The following is a 15,122-nucleotide window of genomic DNA, read 5'->3' on the forward strand; positions in this document are numbered from 1 at the left end:
CAGAAATGAAGGCAGATGCAAGGCAACTGTGAACCCCTTGCATTTACCCACGGAGAGAGACATGGCAGAACGCCTAAGTAATGACTTTCAATTCCTGGATGTAGCACGCCAAGATCCAGAGAAAAAAGAGATTGACGTCCGCAAAGCAGAATTTGTGGAAATTTATAAACCGTTTACTGCAGAAGTTGCGGCAAACCAGGCCCATCGCTGTCTAGGCTGTGGTAACCCGTACTGTGAATGGAAATGTCCGGTACATAACTACATTCCGAACTGGTTGAAACTGGTGTCTGAAGGCCGTCTGTTCCAGGCAGCAGAATTGTGTCACCAGACCAATACCTTGCCAGAAGTTTGTGGTCGTGTATGTCCGCAAGACCGTCTATGTGAAGGGGCATGTACCCTGAATGATGGTTTCGGTGCGGTAACCATTGGTAATGCTGAAAAATATATCAATGACACTGCCTTTGCATTGGGCTGGCGTCCAGATATGTCTTCCGTGAAATGGACCGATAAAAAAGTTGCCATTATTGGTGCTGGTCCTGCCGGTCTAGGCTGTGCTGATATTCTGGTGCGTAATGGTGTGAAACCAGTTGTCTTTGATAAACGTCCTGAGATCGGTGGCTTGCTGACTTTCGGTATTCCAGAATTTAAAATGGAAAAAGACGTCATGAAACGCCGTCGTGAAATCTTCACAGGCATGGGTGTTGAATTCCGTCTGAATACTGAAATTGGTACAGATGTCACTATTGACCAGTTACTGGCTGACTACGATGCTGTATTCATGGGTATGGGTACATACACTTACATGAAAGGTGGCTTTGCGGGCGAAGATTTGGATGGTGTTTATGATGCGCTTGATTTCCTGATTGCCAACGTGAACCGTTGCCAAGGCTGGGAAAAAGATCCATCTGAATACATCAGCGTTGAAGGTAAGAAAGTGATTGTTCTTGGTGGTGGTGATACCGCGATGGACTGTAACCGTACCTCGATCCGCCAAGGTGCTGAGTCAGTGATCTGTGCTTACCGTCGTGACGAAGAAAACATGCCTGGTTCACGCCGTGAAGTAAAAAATGCGCGTGAAGAAGGTGTTGAATTCCAGTTTAACCGTCAGCCAATCGAAATCGTCGGTGAAAATGGCAAAGTAACTGGTGTGAAATTCGTGACTACTCAACTGAGTGAGCCAGATAGCCGTGGTCGTCGCAGTCCAGAACCAATTCCAGGGTCTGAAGAAATTTTGCCAGCAGATGCAGTACTACTTGCATTTGGTTTCCGTACCAGCCCAGCAGATTGGTTTGCTGATGTCAGTATCAACCTGGATGGTTCAGGTCGTGTGGTTGCAGCTGAACAGCAGCAATACAAGTTCCAGACTTCAAATCCGAAAATCTTTGCCGGTGGCGATATGGTTCGTGGTTCTGACCTGGTTGTGACTGCAATCTGGGAAGGTCGTCAGGCTGCTGAAGGCATCTTAGATTATCTGGATGTTTAATACCCTTTAGATAAACCTCTAAAAACCCGCATCATTGCGGGTTTTTTTATATCTGCATTTTTAAATAATTGAGCTGATTAGCCTAAAATCTGAATATATAAATTTATAAAAAATAACAAAACCGTTAGAAAATATGTTTAAAATCAAATTAATTATAGAAATAAAATCAAAGAATTGAGGAAGAAATGATGAATGCTTTACGAAAATCATTGTCAATTTTAATACTTGCCGGGAGTTTATCTTTAACAGGTTGTGGTTATAACACCTTACAGGTCAAGGATGAGGCGGTGACTGCGGCTTGGTCAGAAGTACAGAACCAGTATCAGCGCCGTGCTGATCTTGTGCCAAATCTAGTCAATGTGGTGAAAGGCTATGCCGCACATGAAGAGCAGGTACTGACTGAAGTGACTCAGGCACGTGCCAATGTGGCTGGTCTCAAAGTAGATAAAGAAGTGCTAGAAGATCCCGAATTGTTCCAGCGCTATCAGGAAGCTCAGTCTCAGATGACCAGTGCTTTGTCACGTTTATTAGCTGTAACTGAAAATTATCCAGACTTAAAAGCCAATGAACAGTTCCGTGATTTACAGGTACAGCTGGAAGGGACGGAAAACCGGATTGCTGTGGCACGTAACCGTTACATCACCACTGTTCAGGACTTTAACTCTTACGCACGTCAGTTCCCGCAAGTGATGACAGCAAAAGTCATTGGTATGGATACCAAGCCAAACTTTAGTGCCGAGCAAAGTGCCCAGACTGCACCTACCGTTTCTTTTGAATAAAGACTAGATTCTAAAAACAGGTAAAGAACGATGCTAAAAATACTGCTGAAATCTATGGCGCTGTTGGTGCTCATGCTGGGCATGGGCGTGACACTGCCTGTTTCAGCAGAAACCGCGACAGCGACAGATCAGGAAACTGAAGAGATCGTTGTTGCGCGGGAAGTTTTGCAAAGACAAAATCAGGCCAGTTCATCGTCATCTACATCTACATCTGCTGCTGAAACTGAGAATGAAGTTACTTCGCCACAGATTACCAATGATATGGCCGAAGGGCAGTTGCAGCGTGATTTGCCCAGTATGAATGAGCCTGTCATTGACCAGGCCAACTTGCTCAGTCCGGCGGAAAAGCAGCAGCTAAGCCAGCGTATCCTGAAGCTTTATAATGAAGGTAAAGGTCAGATTGGGGTGGTGATTGTACCGACTACCGACCAGGAAGATATCTTTAGCTATTCTATGCGTGTCGCTGAGGCCTGGCAGCTGGGTTCAGCCAAACGTGATAATGGTTTATTGATGACTATTGCCATTAATGACCGCCGTATTCAGATCCTAACGGGTTATGGTTTGGAAGGCGTGCTACCGGATATTGTGACTGGACGTATTATTAATGACAAAATCACGCCATATTTTAAGCAGGGACAGTATGCTCAGGGCATTGATGCCGGACTGGCAGAAATCGAGCGTATTTTAAATCTGGATCCTGAAATTGCAGCCCAAGCTGCAGATGAAATTAAAGAACGTCATGAACAGGCTTATAAAGCTCAGCAAGCTTCACAAGCAACTTTTGGTGCTGTCATCTTTATTATCATTGCCGGCGTGGTTGCTTCGATGATTTTTGGTAGAAAGTTAAGTGCTGCTACCGCTGCCGTAGCTGGTACTGCAGCTGGGCTAGTCAATGGTTTAGGATTGATCGCCAGTCTATTGATTGGTGTAGGTGTATTTTTTGTTTTGATCACTTCGCTTGCACAGCTGGTCTTACATGCCTTTATGGCAGGCGCAGGCCGTGGCGGTAGCGGCCGCGGTGGTTTTGGTGGTGGCGGCTTCGGCGGAGGCGGCGGTGGTTTTGGTGGGGGAGGTGCTTCAGGCTCATGGTAACAACTACAGATACAACAGACATCGTCACACAGCCTAAGCTGGAAGAGCATGCACAGCCAAGCTTTAAACGCTGGCTGAAACATTTCTTTTATATGCCGGCAACCAAGCGGTTTTTCTCCAGACAAGATCAGCATGCGATTGCACTCGCAGTCGAAGAGGCCGAGCATGGGCATGTGGGGGAAATACAGGTGGTGATCGAAGGCTGTTTACCTTCACGATCGGCCTATTATCAGGATACGCTTTGTCGTGCCCGCCAGTTGTTTGCTGAACTGGGCGTTTGGGATACCGAATATAATAGCGGTGTACTGCTATATTTAAACCTGTGTGAACATAAAGTTGAGATTGTGATTGATCGTGGAATTAAGCAAGCAACCACTCAAGATGTCTGGGATAAAATTTGTCAGCGTATCGTTCAATTATTAAGGCAAAAGCAGTTTAAGCAGGGTGTGATTGCAGGGGTTAAGCAGATTGGAGAGGTTTTGGATCAGTATTATGATCGTCAAATAGAGGATAAAGATAATGAATTGGGGAATAAGCCGATAATTTTGGGTTAAAATAAGATAGAAAGTGACATTTTTTGTCACTTACTTACACAAAAGTATACATAATAGATACAAATAAAAAAATATTTCCTTAAACTACTGTTTTTGATGTTAATTTTTATATAATAAAACTTGGCACACTTGCTGCTATATATAAACAAATGCTGATCTCAGCGTTATAAATAAACAAAAACATTTGTGGAGAATGTTATGAATACAGTACAAAAGGGTTTTACCCTTATTGAATTAATGATCGTTGTTGCAATTATCGGTATTTTGGCTGCGATTGCGATTCCTGCATATTCTAACTATACGGCTAAATCGCAGATTAATGCATGTAAAGGAGAAGCTAAGGGCTATGCGAATGCTATTTTGATTGCACTGAGTGAAAATCCAGATTTGACTGACGATGACGCACCTCAAGCTCCTGCTAACGGTGCTTGTTCTGATCTTACACCAGACCTAACTGCTGATGTGACAGATCAATCGGCTGTACTTGTTACTGCTAGTGCTAAAGATAAGGATACAACAGGGATCGAGTGTACGGTTGAGGGTATTTGTACTGCAACGGAATAATATCTAAAAATAAAAAAAATGCGCTCTTATGAGCGCATTTTTAACTTAAAATTCTCAAACAGTAGTCAACCCGTCTGTTCTAATAATTTTTTCTTTGCTGTGGGGCATTTTAAAAAAACTCTTTGATCCTTTACTTGTTGGATTTTGAATTTAGAAAGGCTATTTTATTTGCTGATTCCCTAGATAATTTTTATTTCTTTTGAGATAAAAATTATTGATTAATTTCACTTTATATGAAAACTTCAATTATAAGATAGAAGCAGATTACCCTTTAATCTGCTTTTTGTTTATCATGTGCCAAACTTCAACTGCCTGATATTTCCATGAAATTCACGCTCGTCCTGATCGCGGCAATTTTCATCTCCCTTGCATGGATGATTCCTGTGCACTATCGTCCATGGGTAACCTATACGGGCGAACTTTATGCATTTTTTGCATTATTTGCCCTTACAGCCATTTTTTTAAAAGAAAAACTCAAAATTCCAGCAATCAGTCTCCCGTTGCTGTTACTGGCCTGTATTCCTTTAGCCCAATTTCTTCTGGGACAAGTATTTTTCTTTAGTACTGCCATGATGGCAGCGATTTATGTGTTTAGTTTCTGGTTCGCCAGTGTCTTGGGCTATAACTTGTGTATAGGAAACAATAACCGAGAAGAAACCTTTACCCATTTAAGCTATGTATTCTTGGTGTCAGGCACCATTACAGGCTTAATTGCCTTGTGTCAGTGGACCAATCTGGATTCAGTCTTACCAGGTATGGTCAATATCAACGGTAATCAGCGTCCTTATGCCAATTTCGCCCAGCCAAATAATATGGCGACTTTTTTGGTCATGGCATTGATGAGTTGCCTATATCTTTACGAAAAGAAAAAAATCCCGACCAAATGGTTATTTGCCTGCGCTGCTGTGATTGTCATGGGGGTGGCTTTAAGTCAATCCCGTACTGCGTGGGTGACTGCAATCGCGATCATGTTGTATTTGGCGTTCTACCAATATAAAGGGATTATTCGCCTGAAATGGTATTGCAGCACAGCGTGGTTCATCCTTTTTATTTCTTGTATTGTCGCTTTTCCAATGCTGAGTCAACTGGCAACACAGATTATGGATGCACAAGTGGTGCAAAGCCGCGATGTTGTCTCCCGTGCTACAGGCGATATGTCACGACTCGCTATTTGGCAGCAAATGTTGGCAGCCATTCAGGCACAACCTTGGTTTGGTTATGGCTGGTATCAAACCAGTGTCGCCTTTGTCTCGATTACCGATACGGTACAAGGTCCAGTCTGGATCCGTAGTGCACATAATTTTCTGATTGATTTCCTGATCTGGAACGGGGCAGTAATCGGTGTACCTTTCCTGGCTTATTTCGGCTGTTTGGGCTATCAGTTACAGCGCTGGGTGAATACGCCAGAGTCTGTTGTCGGAATCTTGATGATCGGTGCATTTGTCACGCATGCAATGTTTGAGTTTCCACAGCACTATGCCTACTTCCTGTTACCTGTGGGTTTCATTATCGGCACTGTACTGGCACAACGAGCTGATATGGCTAAGCAACTTGTTATGCCATCGTGGCTGATAAAAACCATCTTTACAGTTGGTGTTATTTTGCTGGCAGTGATTTATCGGGATTATGATACCGCTGTGCCGAAACTTGGTCAGAGTATTCGTTATGAATTTGAACCAGAAAAAATTACCAATCAAAAGCCGATTTTCCTATTAACAGAATTTAGTCATCGTATTGAATGGATCCGGGTAAATCCCTATACCAAGATGAGTCAGGAAGAAATACATCAACATGAAAAATTAGTCGTAAGTTATCCAACCAAATATAATTTATTAAAATATATACGCTTACTTGCTTATAACGGGTATATTGAAGAAGCTCATCATCAGCTCTGGTGTTTGAATACCATTCAAAAGGCGCAATTCAATTATGAGGATGTGGTCAAAGATATGCCACGTTAAGATCAGCTCAATAAAAAAGCCATCAAGTTGATGGCTTTTTTATATCTTTTGAAATCAAAGCTGGCTTTGAATATAGTTTTCAATGCTGACACTTTGAATCAGATCCAGCTGGGTCGTTGTCCAATCCAAGTATTCTTCTTCTTTTTCCAGAATTTCCTGAACCAGATCACGGGTCACATAATCCATTTGAGTTTCGGCCAAAGAAACTGCCTGCTGAATGGTCTCAATGTTCTCTTTAACCTTACGCACATCACATTGTAGTACTTCTTGAGTATGCTGACCAATATAGAGCTTGCCTAAGTGTTGTAAATTCGGCAGGCCTTCTAAAAATAAAACCCGTTCAATAATTTTATCTGCATGCTTCATCTGAACGATGGATTCTTTGTATTCGGCTGAACCTAGCTTTTCAATACCCCAGTCATTAAACATGCGTGAATGCAGGAAATACTGGTTAATCGCAGTAAGGTGGTGATACAGCACCTGATTCAGCTGATTAATTACATCACGATTGCCTTTCATTGTATCACTCCGTATAGCCTGATGACCCATTTATGATGATGGGGTTTTATATCAAGTTATCTTAAGTCATATGGCTTGGCAATGGCGAGTAATTTATTGAACTGCAAATGAAAATCGCAATCAAATAGTCTCAAATGAAATTTAAAGCAATAAAAACCCGCCAGAGTCGAGGGCGGGGGAGGAGTAATGATCAGAGACGATTATTTTATTATTATGTTTATAGGGTATATATCTTCAATATAGTATTTAGGCTGCAACTGCTAATCGTGCAGCAATCTGGGAAACTTCGTCACTGATGATCATACGAGCTTCAGGTGCGCAGCGACCACAGCAAGTTCCCAGGTCGAGCATTTCGCGCACTTCACGATAGCTTTCAGCTCCATTAGCAACAGCTTCTTTAATGTCTTGATCAGTAATGCCACGGCACAGACAAACATACATGTCAGCAAACCACAGTAATTAAATAAGATAAGTAATATTATTGATAATTATTATCGTTTGTCAATAAAAATCATTTGAAAATGCGTTCAAAATAATTGGGGATTTAGATAAAAAAATACTACCTGAGCGGAAATCCAAGTGCTGCTCGGATTTCTGCGCAAGAGCGATTTATAATTTAGAATTAAATATTGCAGACGAGTAATTCAGTAAATTTTATAACTTATTGATTAATAATAACTACGCCATCCATTTCAACCAGTGCACCTTTAGGCAGGCTTGCCACACCCAAAGCCGCACGTGCAGGATAAGGCTGGGCAAAATATTCACCCATAATCTGGTTAACCAGCTGGAAGTGAGAAAGGTCAGTCAGGTAAATATTGAGTTTGGCAATGTCTGCCAGAGAACCACCAGCTGCTTCACAGACTGCTTTCAGGTTATCAAATACACGACGAATCTGAGCCTCGATGCCTTCTACCAGTTCCATGCTGTATGGATCTAGACCAATTTGACCTGAAAGATACAAGGTATTGCCAACAAGAATCGCTTGCGAATAAGTACCGATCGCAGCAGGGGCATTTTCAGTATGGATCACTTGGCGGGACATCAATTTCTCCTTTTATCATCAACATACATCATATTAGATCATTGCCATTGGCAAAAGCATTATCGTTTTAAATGATTAACTCGCCTTCGATGTGGTTTCTGAAATGCTAATTGGCTGGGGCAGACGGATAATTCGCGGGAAGCCGTAATGCATGCGCAGGTCTCGAATGAGCTGGGCGATCTGCTTACGGTTATGTACCACCACGTTGACATAAGTCTTTCCTTCGTAGCTACGGACTGACTCTACCCCGGATTTGGCTTTACGGCATTCATAGATCAGTTCGGAAATCTGTTCATCATCCATGGACAAGTCAATACAAAGATAAGCGGTAAAGCTGATATCTTCATTGTCTTCAGAGGTCCACTGCAATGGCATCATATTTTCTGGATGCAAATTTTGTTCGTGTAGCAAGTTATGGCAGCGTGCACGATGGACGATCAGACCACGGCGGGTCAGATGACCTTGAATAGGATCACCGAGTACCGGATTACAGCAGTGCGCATATTTGACATCTACACCTTCTGTGCCCTGAATTAAACGGTTCGAGTTGGAGCCAGTTTCTGCATCCTGAGCAAAGAGGTGATTGGCGACTAATTGTGGCAATAGGTCACCGACTGCAATCTGCTCATATAGGCGTTCCTGAGTCGGAATGTGACGCCATTGCAAGATATTGGCCCAGTCTGCTTCAGTTAAATCCTGAATAGAGCGATTAAATAATTTCAGAGCACGATTTAAAGCCTGTTCACCGACCATGCGCTGCTCGTCAATATCTTGATCACGTAGAATGTTTTGAATGGCACGACGGGCTTTTTGGGTATTGATAAAGCTCAACCAGTCTGGGTTTGGTGAAGCGAGTACGTCGGTAATCACTTCAATCACCTGTCCACTACTTAATGGCGTAGACAGAGGCTTGGTATCGCCGTTAATTTTAGCGCCAACTGCATGGTTACCCAGGAATAGACTGGCTGAATAAGCAAAGTCCACCACGGTCGCACCTTGTGGTAATTCATGTAGTTGACCATGCGGGGTATACACCCAAATCTTTTCCTGATGCAGATAATCCAGTAATTCATTAAAGGTAGTCTTGGCACAATCCCCATCCACCAAGACATTCAGATTCTGCATGGAAGCCTGAATGGCAGAACGGCAGGCTTGAGGTGCATTTTCCCCAAGTACCACACCAAAACGTGCTGCTTTACGCATCAGTTCAGTTTGTATTGTCAGAGAGAGGGTGGTCTTTTCACCCTTAATACGCATACTCAATGACTGGTTACCACCCGGTAGTGGGCGGCGGATATGATCTTCAAAACTTAAAACCTGGAAACTGTCTTCTAATAGTTCAGCAAAGCGGTCACAGTCAGCAATGCTTTGCAAAATAATTTCAAAAGCATGACTATGAGTCAATTCCTGCAAATTAATATCGTTTTTAACGAAGTGACGCAGTAATTCAATATTGTTATTTTTCTTTTTAATTCGGCCCTGGATATTATATTGATTTAATAATTCATTCAGTTTTCTTTCCCAGATCGCCTGATATTCACAGCGTTTTGATTTGGTTTGCTGTAAGGCTGTTTGAACATTGTTATACATGTCCAAATCCAGGTTTTGATAACAAAGATGTTCCAGATTATCTGCCATTTCATTCATACCAACCAGACGGGCCATCGGTACAAAAATTTCAAAGGTTTCTCTGGCAATACGCGCACGTTTATCTGGACGTAAGGCATCTAAGGTCGTCATATTGTGATAGCGGTCGGCCAGTTTCACAATAATGACACGTGGATCCTGTAAGGTAGCCTGCAGAATTTTCCGGAAAGACGCAGCTTTATTGTATTCCTTATCACTGGATTGGCTGAGTTTGGTTACGCCATCCACCAGTTCAGCAACAGTCTTACCAAATTTTTCAGTAATATCGTCTTTGTTGAAATCGGTATCTTCAATCACATCATGCAGCAAGGCTGCCATAAGTGTTTCGGCGTCCAGACGCATATGCGCCAGAATACTGCTCACTGCTATTGGATGCAGGATGTAAGGTTCGCCACTTTTACGGGTAATGCCATCATGGGCAATATCCGCATAATCACAGGCGGCAAGCACACGCTCGACTTCACTGGCACTTAAATAAGCGTCGATGATGATATTAAGCTGTTGCTTGGCTTGACTGACCTGTGGGCCTGGCATAAAACACCTTTAAAACTGAATTTTTTACAAAAATGCGCGAATACTTTAATGAAAAGCAAATCGCAAAGTTTGTCAATTTATTCCGCTGCTATTCACGGAAAAACCACATAAACTTGATGACTCGACCTTATGTTATAACCGTTCTCAACAGAATATAAAAGTCACAACACAAAAAAAGCCTAGTTATAAACTAGGCTTTTTATAGGAAGGGTTTCTTATTGGAAAGAAAAACCGTCCAGATTTAGATTATTTGCTGAAAGTGCAAGGTCTAGACTAGAAGTCTGGTAGTCTTGATCGCGTTGTTTCAGGATGTCTTTAGATACATGACCGACTGCAATTTCACGTAGAGCAACAACGGTTGGCTTGTCATTGTCCCATTCTACAGTTGGTTCAATGCCTTGACGTGCCAATTGACGCGCGCGTTTGCTTGCCACTAGTACAAGCTCAAAGCGGTTGTCCACATGGTCTAAACAATCTTCAACGGTTACGCGTGCCATAAGAATTCTCGTTTGAGTAATATTTTAACAGACTGCGAAGTATAAAATGCTTTGCCTGTAGACTCAAGTTTTAATCACTCTTCGCTTGGAGTAATTAAGGCCTGAATCAGTTTTTCGTGACGCTGTGCTTGTTGAGAAAGTACTAAACGATTAGCAATAATTACAGCTTCGAGATCATGCAGGGCCTTATTAAAGTCATCATTGATAATCACATAATCAAAGTTGCTATATTGCTGCATATCTTCAACTGCACAGCTCAAGCGATGCTCAATCACTTCAACAGAGTCTGTACCACGGTTAGACAGGCGTTGACGCAAATCAAACTGGCTTGGTGGCAAGATGAAAATTTGTTTGGATTCAGGAAAAAGGCGGCGAACCTGTTCAGCACCTTGCCAGTCAATTTCAAGTAAAACATCATGACCTTTAGCCAGTTGCTGTTTTACAGTGGCTTGTGCAGTACCGTAGTAATTACCAAAGACTTCAGCATATTCAATAAAACCGCCTTCATTCACCAGGTTTAAGAAGTCTTCTTTGGTTGCAAAATGATAGTGAACACCATCAAGTTCGCCAGGTCGTTGACCACGTGTCGTATGTGAAACAGAGACATGAAGATTATTCACACGTTCAAGTAGTGCTTTAACGAGGGATGTTTTGCCTGTTCCAGACGCAGCAGAAACGACAAACAAGAGACCCGACATGATATTTTTCCTGATATGATAAAATATCTTCTCTATTTTAGAGTAGACCGACTTTAAACTAAATAGTTGTACGTCGATTGTTTTACATTTATTTCAATTGTAGTGCTATACATTGACTGAGTATTGAGGATTCTATGGAAATTGTGTTAGCCAACCCGCGTGGTTTCTGTGCCGGTGTGGATCGTGCCATTGCGATTGTGAACCGTGCCTTAGAATGCTTTAATCCACCAATTTATGTGCGTCATGAAGTGGTACATAACAAATTTGTGGTAGATGACTTGCGCCAACGTGGTGCAATCTTTGTCGATGAACTGGATGAAGTGCCAGATGACAATATCGTCATTTTTAGTGCCCATGGTGTATCTAAAGCAGTACAGCAAGAAGCGGAACGCCGTGGCTTAAAAGTCTTTGATGCTACTTGTCCTCTAGTCACTAAAGTACATATTGAAGTCACCAAATATGCCCGAGAAGGGGTGGAAGCTATTCTCATCGGTCACGAAGGTCATCCTGAAGTTGAAGGCACCATGGGGCAGTATGACAAGAAAAATGGTGGTGACATTTATCTGGTTGAAGATGAAGATGATGTAGCAGCATTAGCCGTTCGTAATCCAGATCGTGTAGCCTTTGTAACTCAAACCACTTTGTCGATTGATGATACAGCTAAAGTCATTGATGCGCTTCGCAAAAAATTCCCTTTAATTCAAGGTCCGCGTAAAGATGATATCTGTTATGCCACACAAAACCGTCAGGATGCTGTACGTGACCTTGCAAATCGTTGTGATGTGGTATTGGTAGTCGGTTCACCAAATTCTTCAAACTCAAACCGTTTACGTGAATTGGCTGAACGTATGGGGAAATCTGCTTATCTGGTGGATAATGCTGATGAGCTAAAACAGGAATGGTTTATGGGGCAAACTCAGGTGGGTGTAACTGCCGGAGCATCAGCACCTGAAATCTTGATCAAGCAGGTTATTCAACGATTACAGGATTGGGGGGCGGCAGTGCCAAACGAACTTGAAGGTCGAGAAGAAAATATTACTTTCAGTTTGCCGAAAGAATTAAGAATACCGGTAACTCAAGCATAAAAAGCGTGAGTTAGTTAAAATTCTAATTTCATTTATATAAAGACAGATAATTAATTCGATAGTTATCTGTTTTTTTATGCCACTTATCCTGATTTGTGTTAGTTGTGTAATTTAATTAGATATTATATTTAATGCGGTAAAGTTTTGTTGCTTTGGGGATGAGATGCAGAAAAATAAAGGATTTACGCTTATAGAGCTCATGGTAACAATTGGGGTGCTTGCGATCATTGCATCTATTGCTGCTCCTTCAATGAATGATTTTAGAAAAAATCAACAGATAAAAGAGCAGGAAAATAAGCTGAGATTGGCGCTGACCGAGGCGCGTACAGAAGCTCGCCTGCAAAATAAACCTATGACAGTTAAGTTTAGTTCTGCGACATCAGGGGCTTCTAATACGATTTTTATTGATATTGACGATTCTAAATTTGATTTTAATATGAAAAATAAAAAAATTGTCTTTTACAGTAATGGTTTGGCTGATATTTCTGATGGAGCATGTTTGAGTATTTCTGAGCTTGATGGTGAGCATACTAGAGCAATAAAAATAGATAAATTGGGAATACTTTCAAATACTAGCAGTTGTCCTGGAGGGGTGTGAATGATAAATAATCAAAAAGGTGTGGGCTTAATTGAGATTATTGCTTCATTGGTCATTCTTGCAGTCGCAGTTATGGGATTTATTGCTTTGCAATATAGGACTCTGGAAGCTGCTTCCGAGTCGTTAAACCGGGTTGAAGCGGTCAATATTGCCAGAAATCTTGCAGAACGTATGTATGTGAGTCGAGCTTCCTATAAGGACTGTCTAAAATCCTCATGTTCTGGAACTACATTTGCTGGTAAGGATTGGAGTGAGGTGAATGCTTTGGCGAGTCAAAGAGGGATGAATGTCGGTGTGTTTACCTGTCCTGATACGCAGAATGGTCGTCAATGTATTTATGTTGCATGGGGAGAAACGGATGCTAATCCAGGTTCCTGCACCGAAACTAATAAGTTTTCATATAAATCTGACGCTAAGTGTGTAGTTGTGGAGGCTTACCAATGAATAAGCAACATGGTTTTACACTGATTGAACTTATGGTTTCTCTTGTACTTGGTCTCATTATAGTGGGTGCTGCATTTCAAATGCTTATTTCAGGCCAGCGAAGTTTGGCATTTCAAGAATCAATTCAAGGATTGCAAGATAATGCAAACATAGGCATTAACTATGTTGCGGATGATATTAAGCTCACAAACCTTAATTTGCCATTTTCTGAAATTAAACCGGCTCATGTATCTGGATTAATTGTAAATACAAGCAATTATATGGCTGGAGCTGGGAGTGCACCTGTTTCAGGAGATGGGAGCGGATCTGGCTTTATAACTGCTAAAAGTGATGTCTTAGTTATTCAATATAAGCCTGATCAGACTAAAGAATATGATTGTGAAGGTAATAGTATTGGTGCTGCTGATGTTGTTGTTCAACGTTACTTTATAAGAAAAGATGATAATGGTGGTGCCAATGATTATGTGTTGGCATGTGATGCAGGGCAATATAAAGAAGGTACTGCACTAACGGGTTTAAATGGAACCGGACAGATTATTATGAAAGGCGTTGACTTGTTCAAAGTTCGGGTCGGGGTAAGAGATAGTGCGAATAATATGTCATATAAAACATTGGCTGAATTTAAAGCACTTTCTAACACATCTAAAGCTGTTTCTTTACAAATTGGCATCTTAGCGCGTTCCTTAAATGGTGTTACTGATAATTCAGTAGAAAAATTAGAGCAAAATATATTTGGTAGCAAATACTCAATAACAAAACCAACTGCCGAAAAGAAAAAATATGTATGGATTCCTGTTGAACGGACAATTGCTTTGCGCAATGGATTGGGAGAGGAGCTATGAACAAAGCAAGTCAAAAAGGTTCAACAATTGTTGTGGTGATGGTGGTCGTGATATTGCTTACGATTATTGGGGCAATGGCCATGAGAGGGAGTGTTTTTGGTCTTAAGATTGCTACTAACAGCCAAGCAAACAACATCATGGATCAAAATAATGATGCTTCATTTTATTATATTGAAAATTTAGCTTTTATTAAGAGTCAATTGGTTGGAACAGGGTTATTTGGTTTTCCTAAAATGGCTGATAACCGTAATAAAGAACTAGTACTTTGTTATCGTGGTGGTTCTACGAAATTCTATCAACTTGGTAAGGTGAGTTTAGTCTATTCAGAACTCGAAGGTGGTTCAGAAAAACTAAAAAAAGAGCATATCGGTGGCTCTTCAAATATGGGATTTTGCCAAGTTAATAATTCAAAATCTGATTTTGTAAGTGGACGGGGAGCGGCCATGACGCAAATTTCCGTTCGTGTAGCTGGTATGTCTGATGATGAGCCATTTTCCCATTATCAGATTGGTACAGATGCTGAAACAGGAAAGCTAGAGGACACATTACGTGTAGTTGTAACCTCAACCACAGTTATGCCTGTACTCAGTTCTGCAACGAATAAAACCATAAATGATTGTATGCAAAATTTAAGTTATATCGATGATCCGGATTCAGATTTACCGACTGTCTCTGAGTGTTTGAGTGGTGAAAGTATTCCATTTAAAACACAGGTCGCTGAATACAATCTAGGTCAGTTTATTAAAAAATATGAATCCACAGGTTCATAGGGGGAGCCGT

17 protein-coding genes are annotated in these 15,122 nt (G+C 41.4%); 11 read left to right on the forward strand and 6 right to left on the reverse strand.

Annotated elements, in window-relative coordinates; all coding sequences use genetic code 11:
- Window positions 1–61: 61 nt before the first annotated feature.
- From BS636_RS06970 to BS636_RS06995, 6 genes are all read left to right on the forward strand, one after another.
- Window positions 62–1,483, forward strand: coding sequence for an FAD-dependent oxidoreductase (locus BS636_RS06970; protein WP_099338129.1), 1,422 nt, complete (start codon window positions 62–64; stop codon window positions 1,481–1,483).
- 188 nt (window positions 1,484–1,671) lie between these two features.
- Window positions 1,672–2,262 carry a LemA family protein gene (locus BS636_RS06975; protein WP_099338130.1) on the forward strand — a complete coding sequence of 197 codons (591 nt, stop codon included), beginning with the start codon at window positions 1,672–1,674 and terminating at the stop codon, window positions 2,260–2,262.
- Window positions 2,263–2,292: 30 nt separating this feature from the next.
- Entirely contained in the window at window positions 2,293–3,354 is a 1,062-nt protein-coding gene (locus BS636_RS06980) for a TPM domain-containing protein (RefSeq protein ID WP_099338131.1), read from the forward strand.
- The gene (locus tag BS636_RS06985) at window positions 3,348–3,908 is read left to right on the forward strand and encodes a TPM domain-containing protein (RefSeq protein ID WP_099338132.1); all 561 of its coding nucleotides are present in this window, start codon (window positions 3,348–3,350) and stop codon (window positions 3,906–3,908) included. The genes BS636_RS06980 and BS636_RS06985 overlap by 7 nt, the downstream gene beginning before the upstream one ends.
- Before the next feature lie 198 nt (window positions 3,909–4,106).
- A complete protein-coding gene (locus BS636_RS16585; protein WP_099338133.1) occupies window positions 4,107–4,472 on the forward strand; it encodes a prepilin-type N-terminal cleavage/methylation domain-containing protein in 366 nt (121 codons plus the stop codon).
- Window positions 4,473–4,795: 323 nt separating this feature from the next.
- Window positions 4,796–6,433: a PglL family O-oligosaccharyltransferase gene (locus tag BS636_RS06995; protein WP_099338134.1), complete on the forward strand. Its 1,638-nt coding sequence runs from the start codon at window positions 4,796–4,798 to the stop codon at window positions 6,431–6,433.
- Window positions 6,434–6,487: 54 nt separating this feature from the next.
- On the opposite strand, the gene bfr is transcribed toward BS636_RS06995, so the two are convergent.
- The 6 genes from bfr to gmk form a co-directional block, all read right to left on the reverse strand.
- Window positions 6,488–6,952, reverse strand: a complete 465-nt coding sequence (gene bfr, locus BS636_RS07000; protein ID WP_099338135.1) for a heteropolymeric bacterioferritin subunit Bfr — start codon at window positions 6,950–6,952, stop codon at window positions 6,488–6,490.
- A 246-nt stretch (window positions 6,953–7,198) separates the two neighbouring features.
- Complete coding sequence (locus BS636_RS07005) at window positions 7,199–7,393, reverse strand: bacterioferritin-associated ferredoxin (protein ID WP_005223443.1); 195 nt, start codon at window positions 7,391–7,393, stop codon at window positions 7,199–7,201.
- 220 nt (window positions 7,394–7,613) lie between these two features.
- The gene (locus BS636_RS07010; RefSeq protein WP_099338136.1) at window positions 7,614–7,997 is read right to left on the reverse strand and encodes a RidA family protein; all 384 of its coding nucleotides are present in this window, start codon (window positions 7,995–7,997) and stop codon (window positions 7,614–7,616) included.
- Between the two features lie 75 nt (window positions 7,998–8,072).
- Window positions 8,073–10,178, reverse strand: a complete 2,106-nt coding sequence (locus tag BS636_RS07015) for a RelA/SpoT family protein (protein WP_099338137.1) — start codon at window positions 10,176–10,178, stop codon at window positions 8,073–8,075.
- Between the two features lie 215 nt (window positions 10,179–10,393).
- On the reverse strand, window positions 10,394–10,675 hold the full coding sequence (rpoZ, locus tag BS636_RS07020) for a DNA-directed RNA polymerase subunit omega (RefSeq protein ID WP_004896248.1): 282 nt from the start codon (window positions 10,673–10,675) through the stop codon (window positions 10,394–10,396).
- Window positions 10,676–10,749: 74 nt separating this feature from the next.
- Entirely contained in the window at window positions 10,750–11,373 is a 624-nt protein-coding gene (gene gmk, locus BS636_RS07025; protein WP_099338138.1) for a guanylate kinase, read from the reverse strand.
- A 134-nt stretch (window positions 11,374–11,507) separates the two neighbouring features.
- Here gmk and ispH point away from each other — a divergent pair, with 134 nt between their 5' ends.
- The 5 genes from ispH to BS636_RS07050 all read left to right on the forward strand — a co-directional run bounded on the left by ispH (window position 11,508) and on the right by BS636_RS07050 (window position 15,112).
- Window positions 11,508–12,458, forward strand: coding sequence for a 4-hydroxy-3-methylbut-2-enyl diphosphate reductase (ispH, locus tag BS636_RS07030; protein WP_099338139.1), 951 nt, complete (start codon window positions 11,508–11,510; stop codon window positions 12,456–12,458).
- 163 nt (window positions 12,459–12,621) lie between these two features.
- Complete coding sequence (locus tag BS636_RS16465) at window positions 12,622–13,056, forward strand: pilus assembly FimT family protein (RefSeq protein ID WP_228206938.1); 435 nt, start codon at window positions 12,622–12,624, stop codon at window positions 13,054–13,056.
- Window positions 13,057–13,500 carry a prepilin-type N-terminal cleavage/methylation domain-containing protein gene (locus tag BS636_RS07040; protein WP_099338140.1) on the forward strand — a complete coding sequence of 148 codons (444 nt, stop codon included), beginning with the start codon at window positions 13,057–13,059 and terminating at the stop codon, window positions 13,498–13,500. It abuts the gene before it with no gap.
- Entirely contained in the window at window positions 13,497–14,342 is an 846-nt protein-coding gene (locus tag BS636_RS07045; RefSeq protein WP_099339619.1) for a prepilin-type N-terminal cleavage/methylation domain-containing protein, read from the forward strand. The genes BS636_RS07040 and BS636_RS07045 overlap by 4 nt, the downstream gene beginning before the upstream one ends.
- The gene (locus BS636_RS07050; RefSeq protein ID WP_099338141.1) at window positions 14,339–15,112 is read left to right on the forward strand and encodes a PilX N-terminal domain-containing pilus assembly protein; all 774 of its coding nucleotides are present in this window, start codon (window positions 14,339–14,341) and stop codon (window positions 15,110–15,112) included. Before BS636_RS07045 ends, BS636_RS07050 begins: the two co-directional genes overlap by 4 nt.
- The last annotated feature ends 10 nt before the right edge of the window (window positions 15,113–15,122 follow it).

It is taken from the genome of Acinetobacter sp. LoGeW2-3, assembly GCF_002688565.1.
GTDB lineage: Bacteria > Pseudomonadota > Gammaproteobacteria > Pseudomonadales > Moraxellaceae > Acinetobacter.

Coding starts and splice junctions, on each gene's coding strand:
- BS636_RS06985 (WP_099338132.1), top strand. CDS start 3,348: ATGGTAACAACTACAGATACAACAGACATCGTCACACAGCCTAAGCTG.
- BS636_RS07040 (WP_099338140.1), top strand. CDS start 13,057: ATGATAAATAATCAAAAAGGTGTGGGCTTAATTGAGATTATTGCTTCA.
- BS636_RS16585 (WP_099338133.1), top strand. CDS start 4,107: ATGAATACAGTACAAAAGGGTTTTACCCTTATTGAATTAATGATCGTT.
- BS636_RS07050 (WP_099338141.1), top strand. CDS start 14,339: ATGAACAAAGCAAGTCAAAAAGGTTCAACAATTGTTGTGGTGATGGTG.
- BS636_RS06970 (WP_099338129.1), top strand. CDS start 62: ATGGCAGAACGCCTAAGTAATGACTTTCAATTCCTGGATGTAGCACGC.
- ispH (WP_099338139.1), top strand. CDS start 11,508: ATGGAAATTGTGTTAGCCAACCCGCGTGGTTTCTGTGCCGGTGTGGAT.
- BS636_RS07045 (WP_099339619.1), top strand. CDS start 13,497: ATGAATAAGCAACATGGTTTTACACTGATTGAACTTATGGTTTCTCTT.
- BS636_RS06995 (WP_099338134.1), top strand. CDS start 4,796: ATGAAATTCACGCTCGTCCTGATCGCGGCAATTTTCATCTCCCTTGCA.
- bfr (WP_099338135.1), bottom strand. CDS start 6,952: ATGAAAGGCAATCGTGATGTAATTAATCAGCTGAATCAGGTGCTGTAT.
- rpoZ (WP_004896248.1), bottom strand. CDS start 10,675: ATGGCACGCGTAACCGTTGAAGATTGTTTAGACCATGTGGACAACCGC.
- BS636_RS16465 (WP_228206938.1), top strand. CDS start 12,622: ATGCAGAAAAATAAAGGATTTACGCTTATAGAGCTCATGGTAACAATT.
- gmk (WP_099338138.1), bottom strand. CDS start 11,373: ATGTCGGGTCTCTTGTTTGTCGTTTCTGCTGCGTCTGGAACAGGCAAA.
- BS636_RS06980 (WP_099338131.1), top strand. CDS start 2,293: ATGCTAAAAATACTGCTGAAATCTATGGCGCTGTTGGTGCTCATGCTG.
- BS636_RS06975 (WP_099338130.1), top strand. CDS start 1,672: ATGAATGCTTTACGAAAATCATTGTCAATTTTAATACTTGCCGGGAGT.
- BS636_RS07005 (WP_005223443.1), bottom strand. CDS start 7,393: ATGTATGTTTGTCTGTGCCGTGGCATTACTGATCAAGACATTAAAGAA.
- BS636_RS07015 (WP_099338137.1), bottom strand. CDS start 10,178: ATGCCAGGCCCACAGGTCAGTCAAGCCAAGCAACAGCTTAATATCATC.
- BS636_RS07010 (WP_099338136.1), bottom strand. CDS start 7,997: ATGTCCCGCCAAGTGATCCATACTGAAAATGCCCCTGCTGCGATCGGT.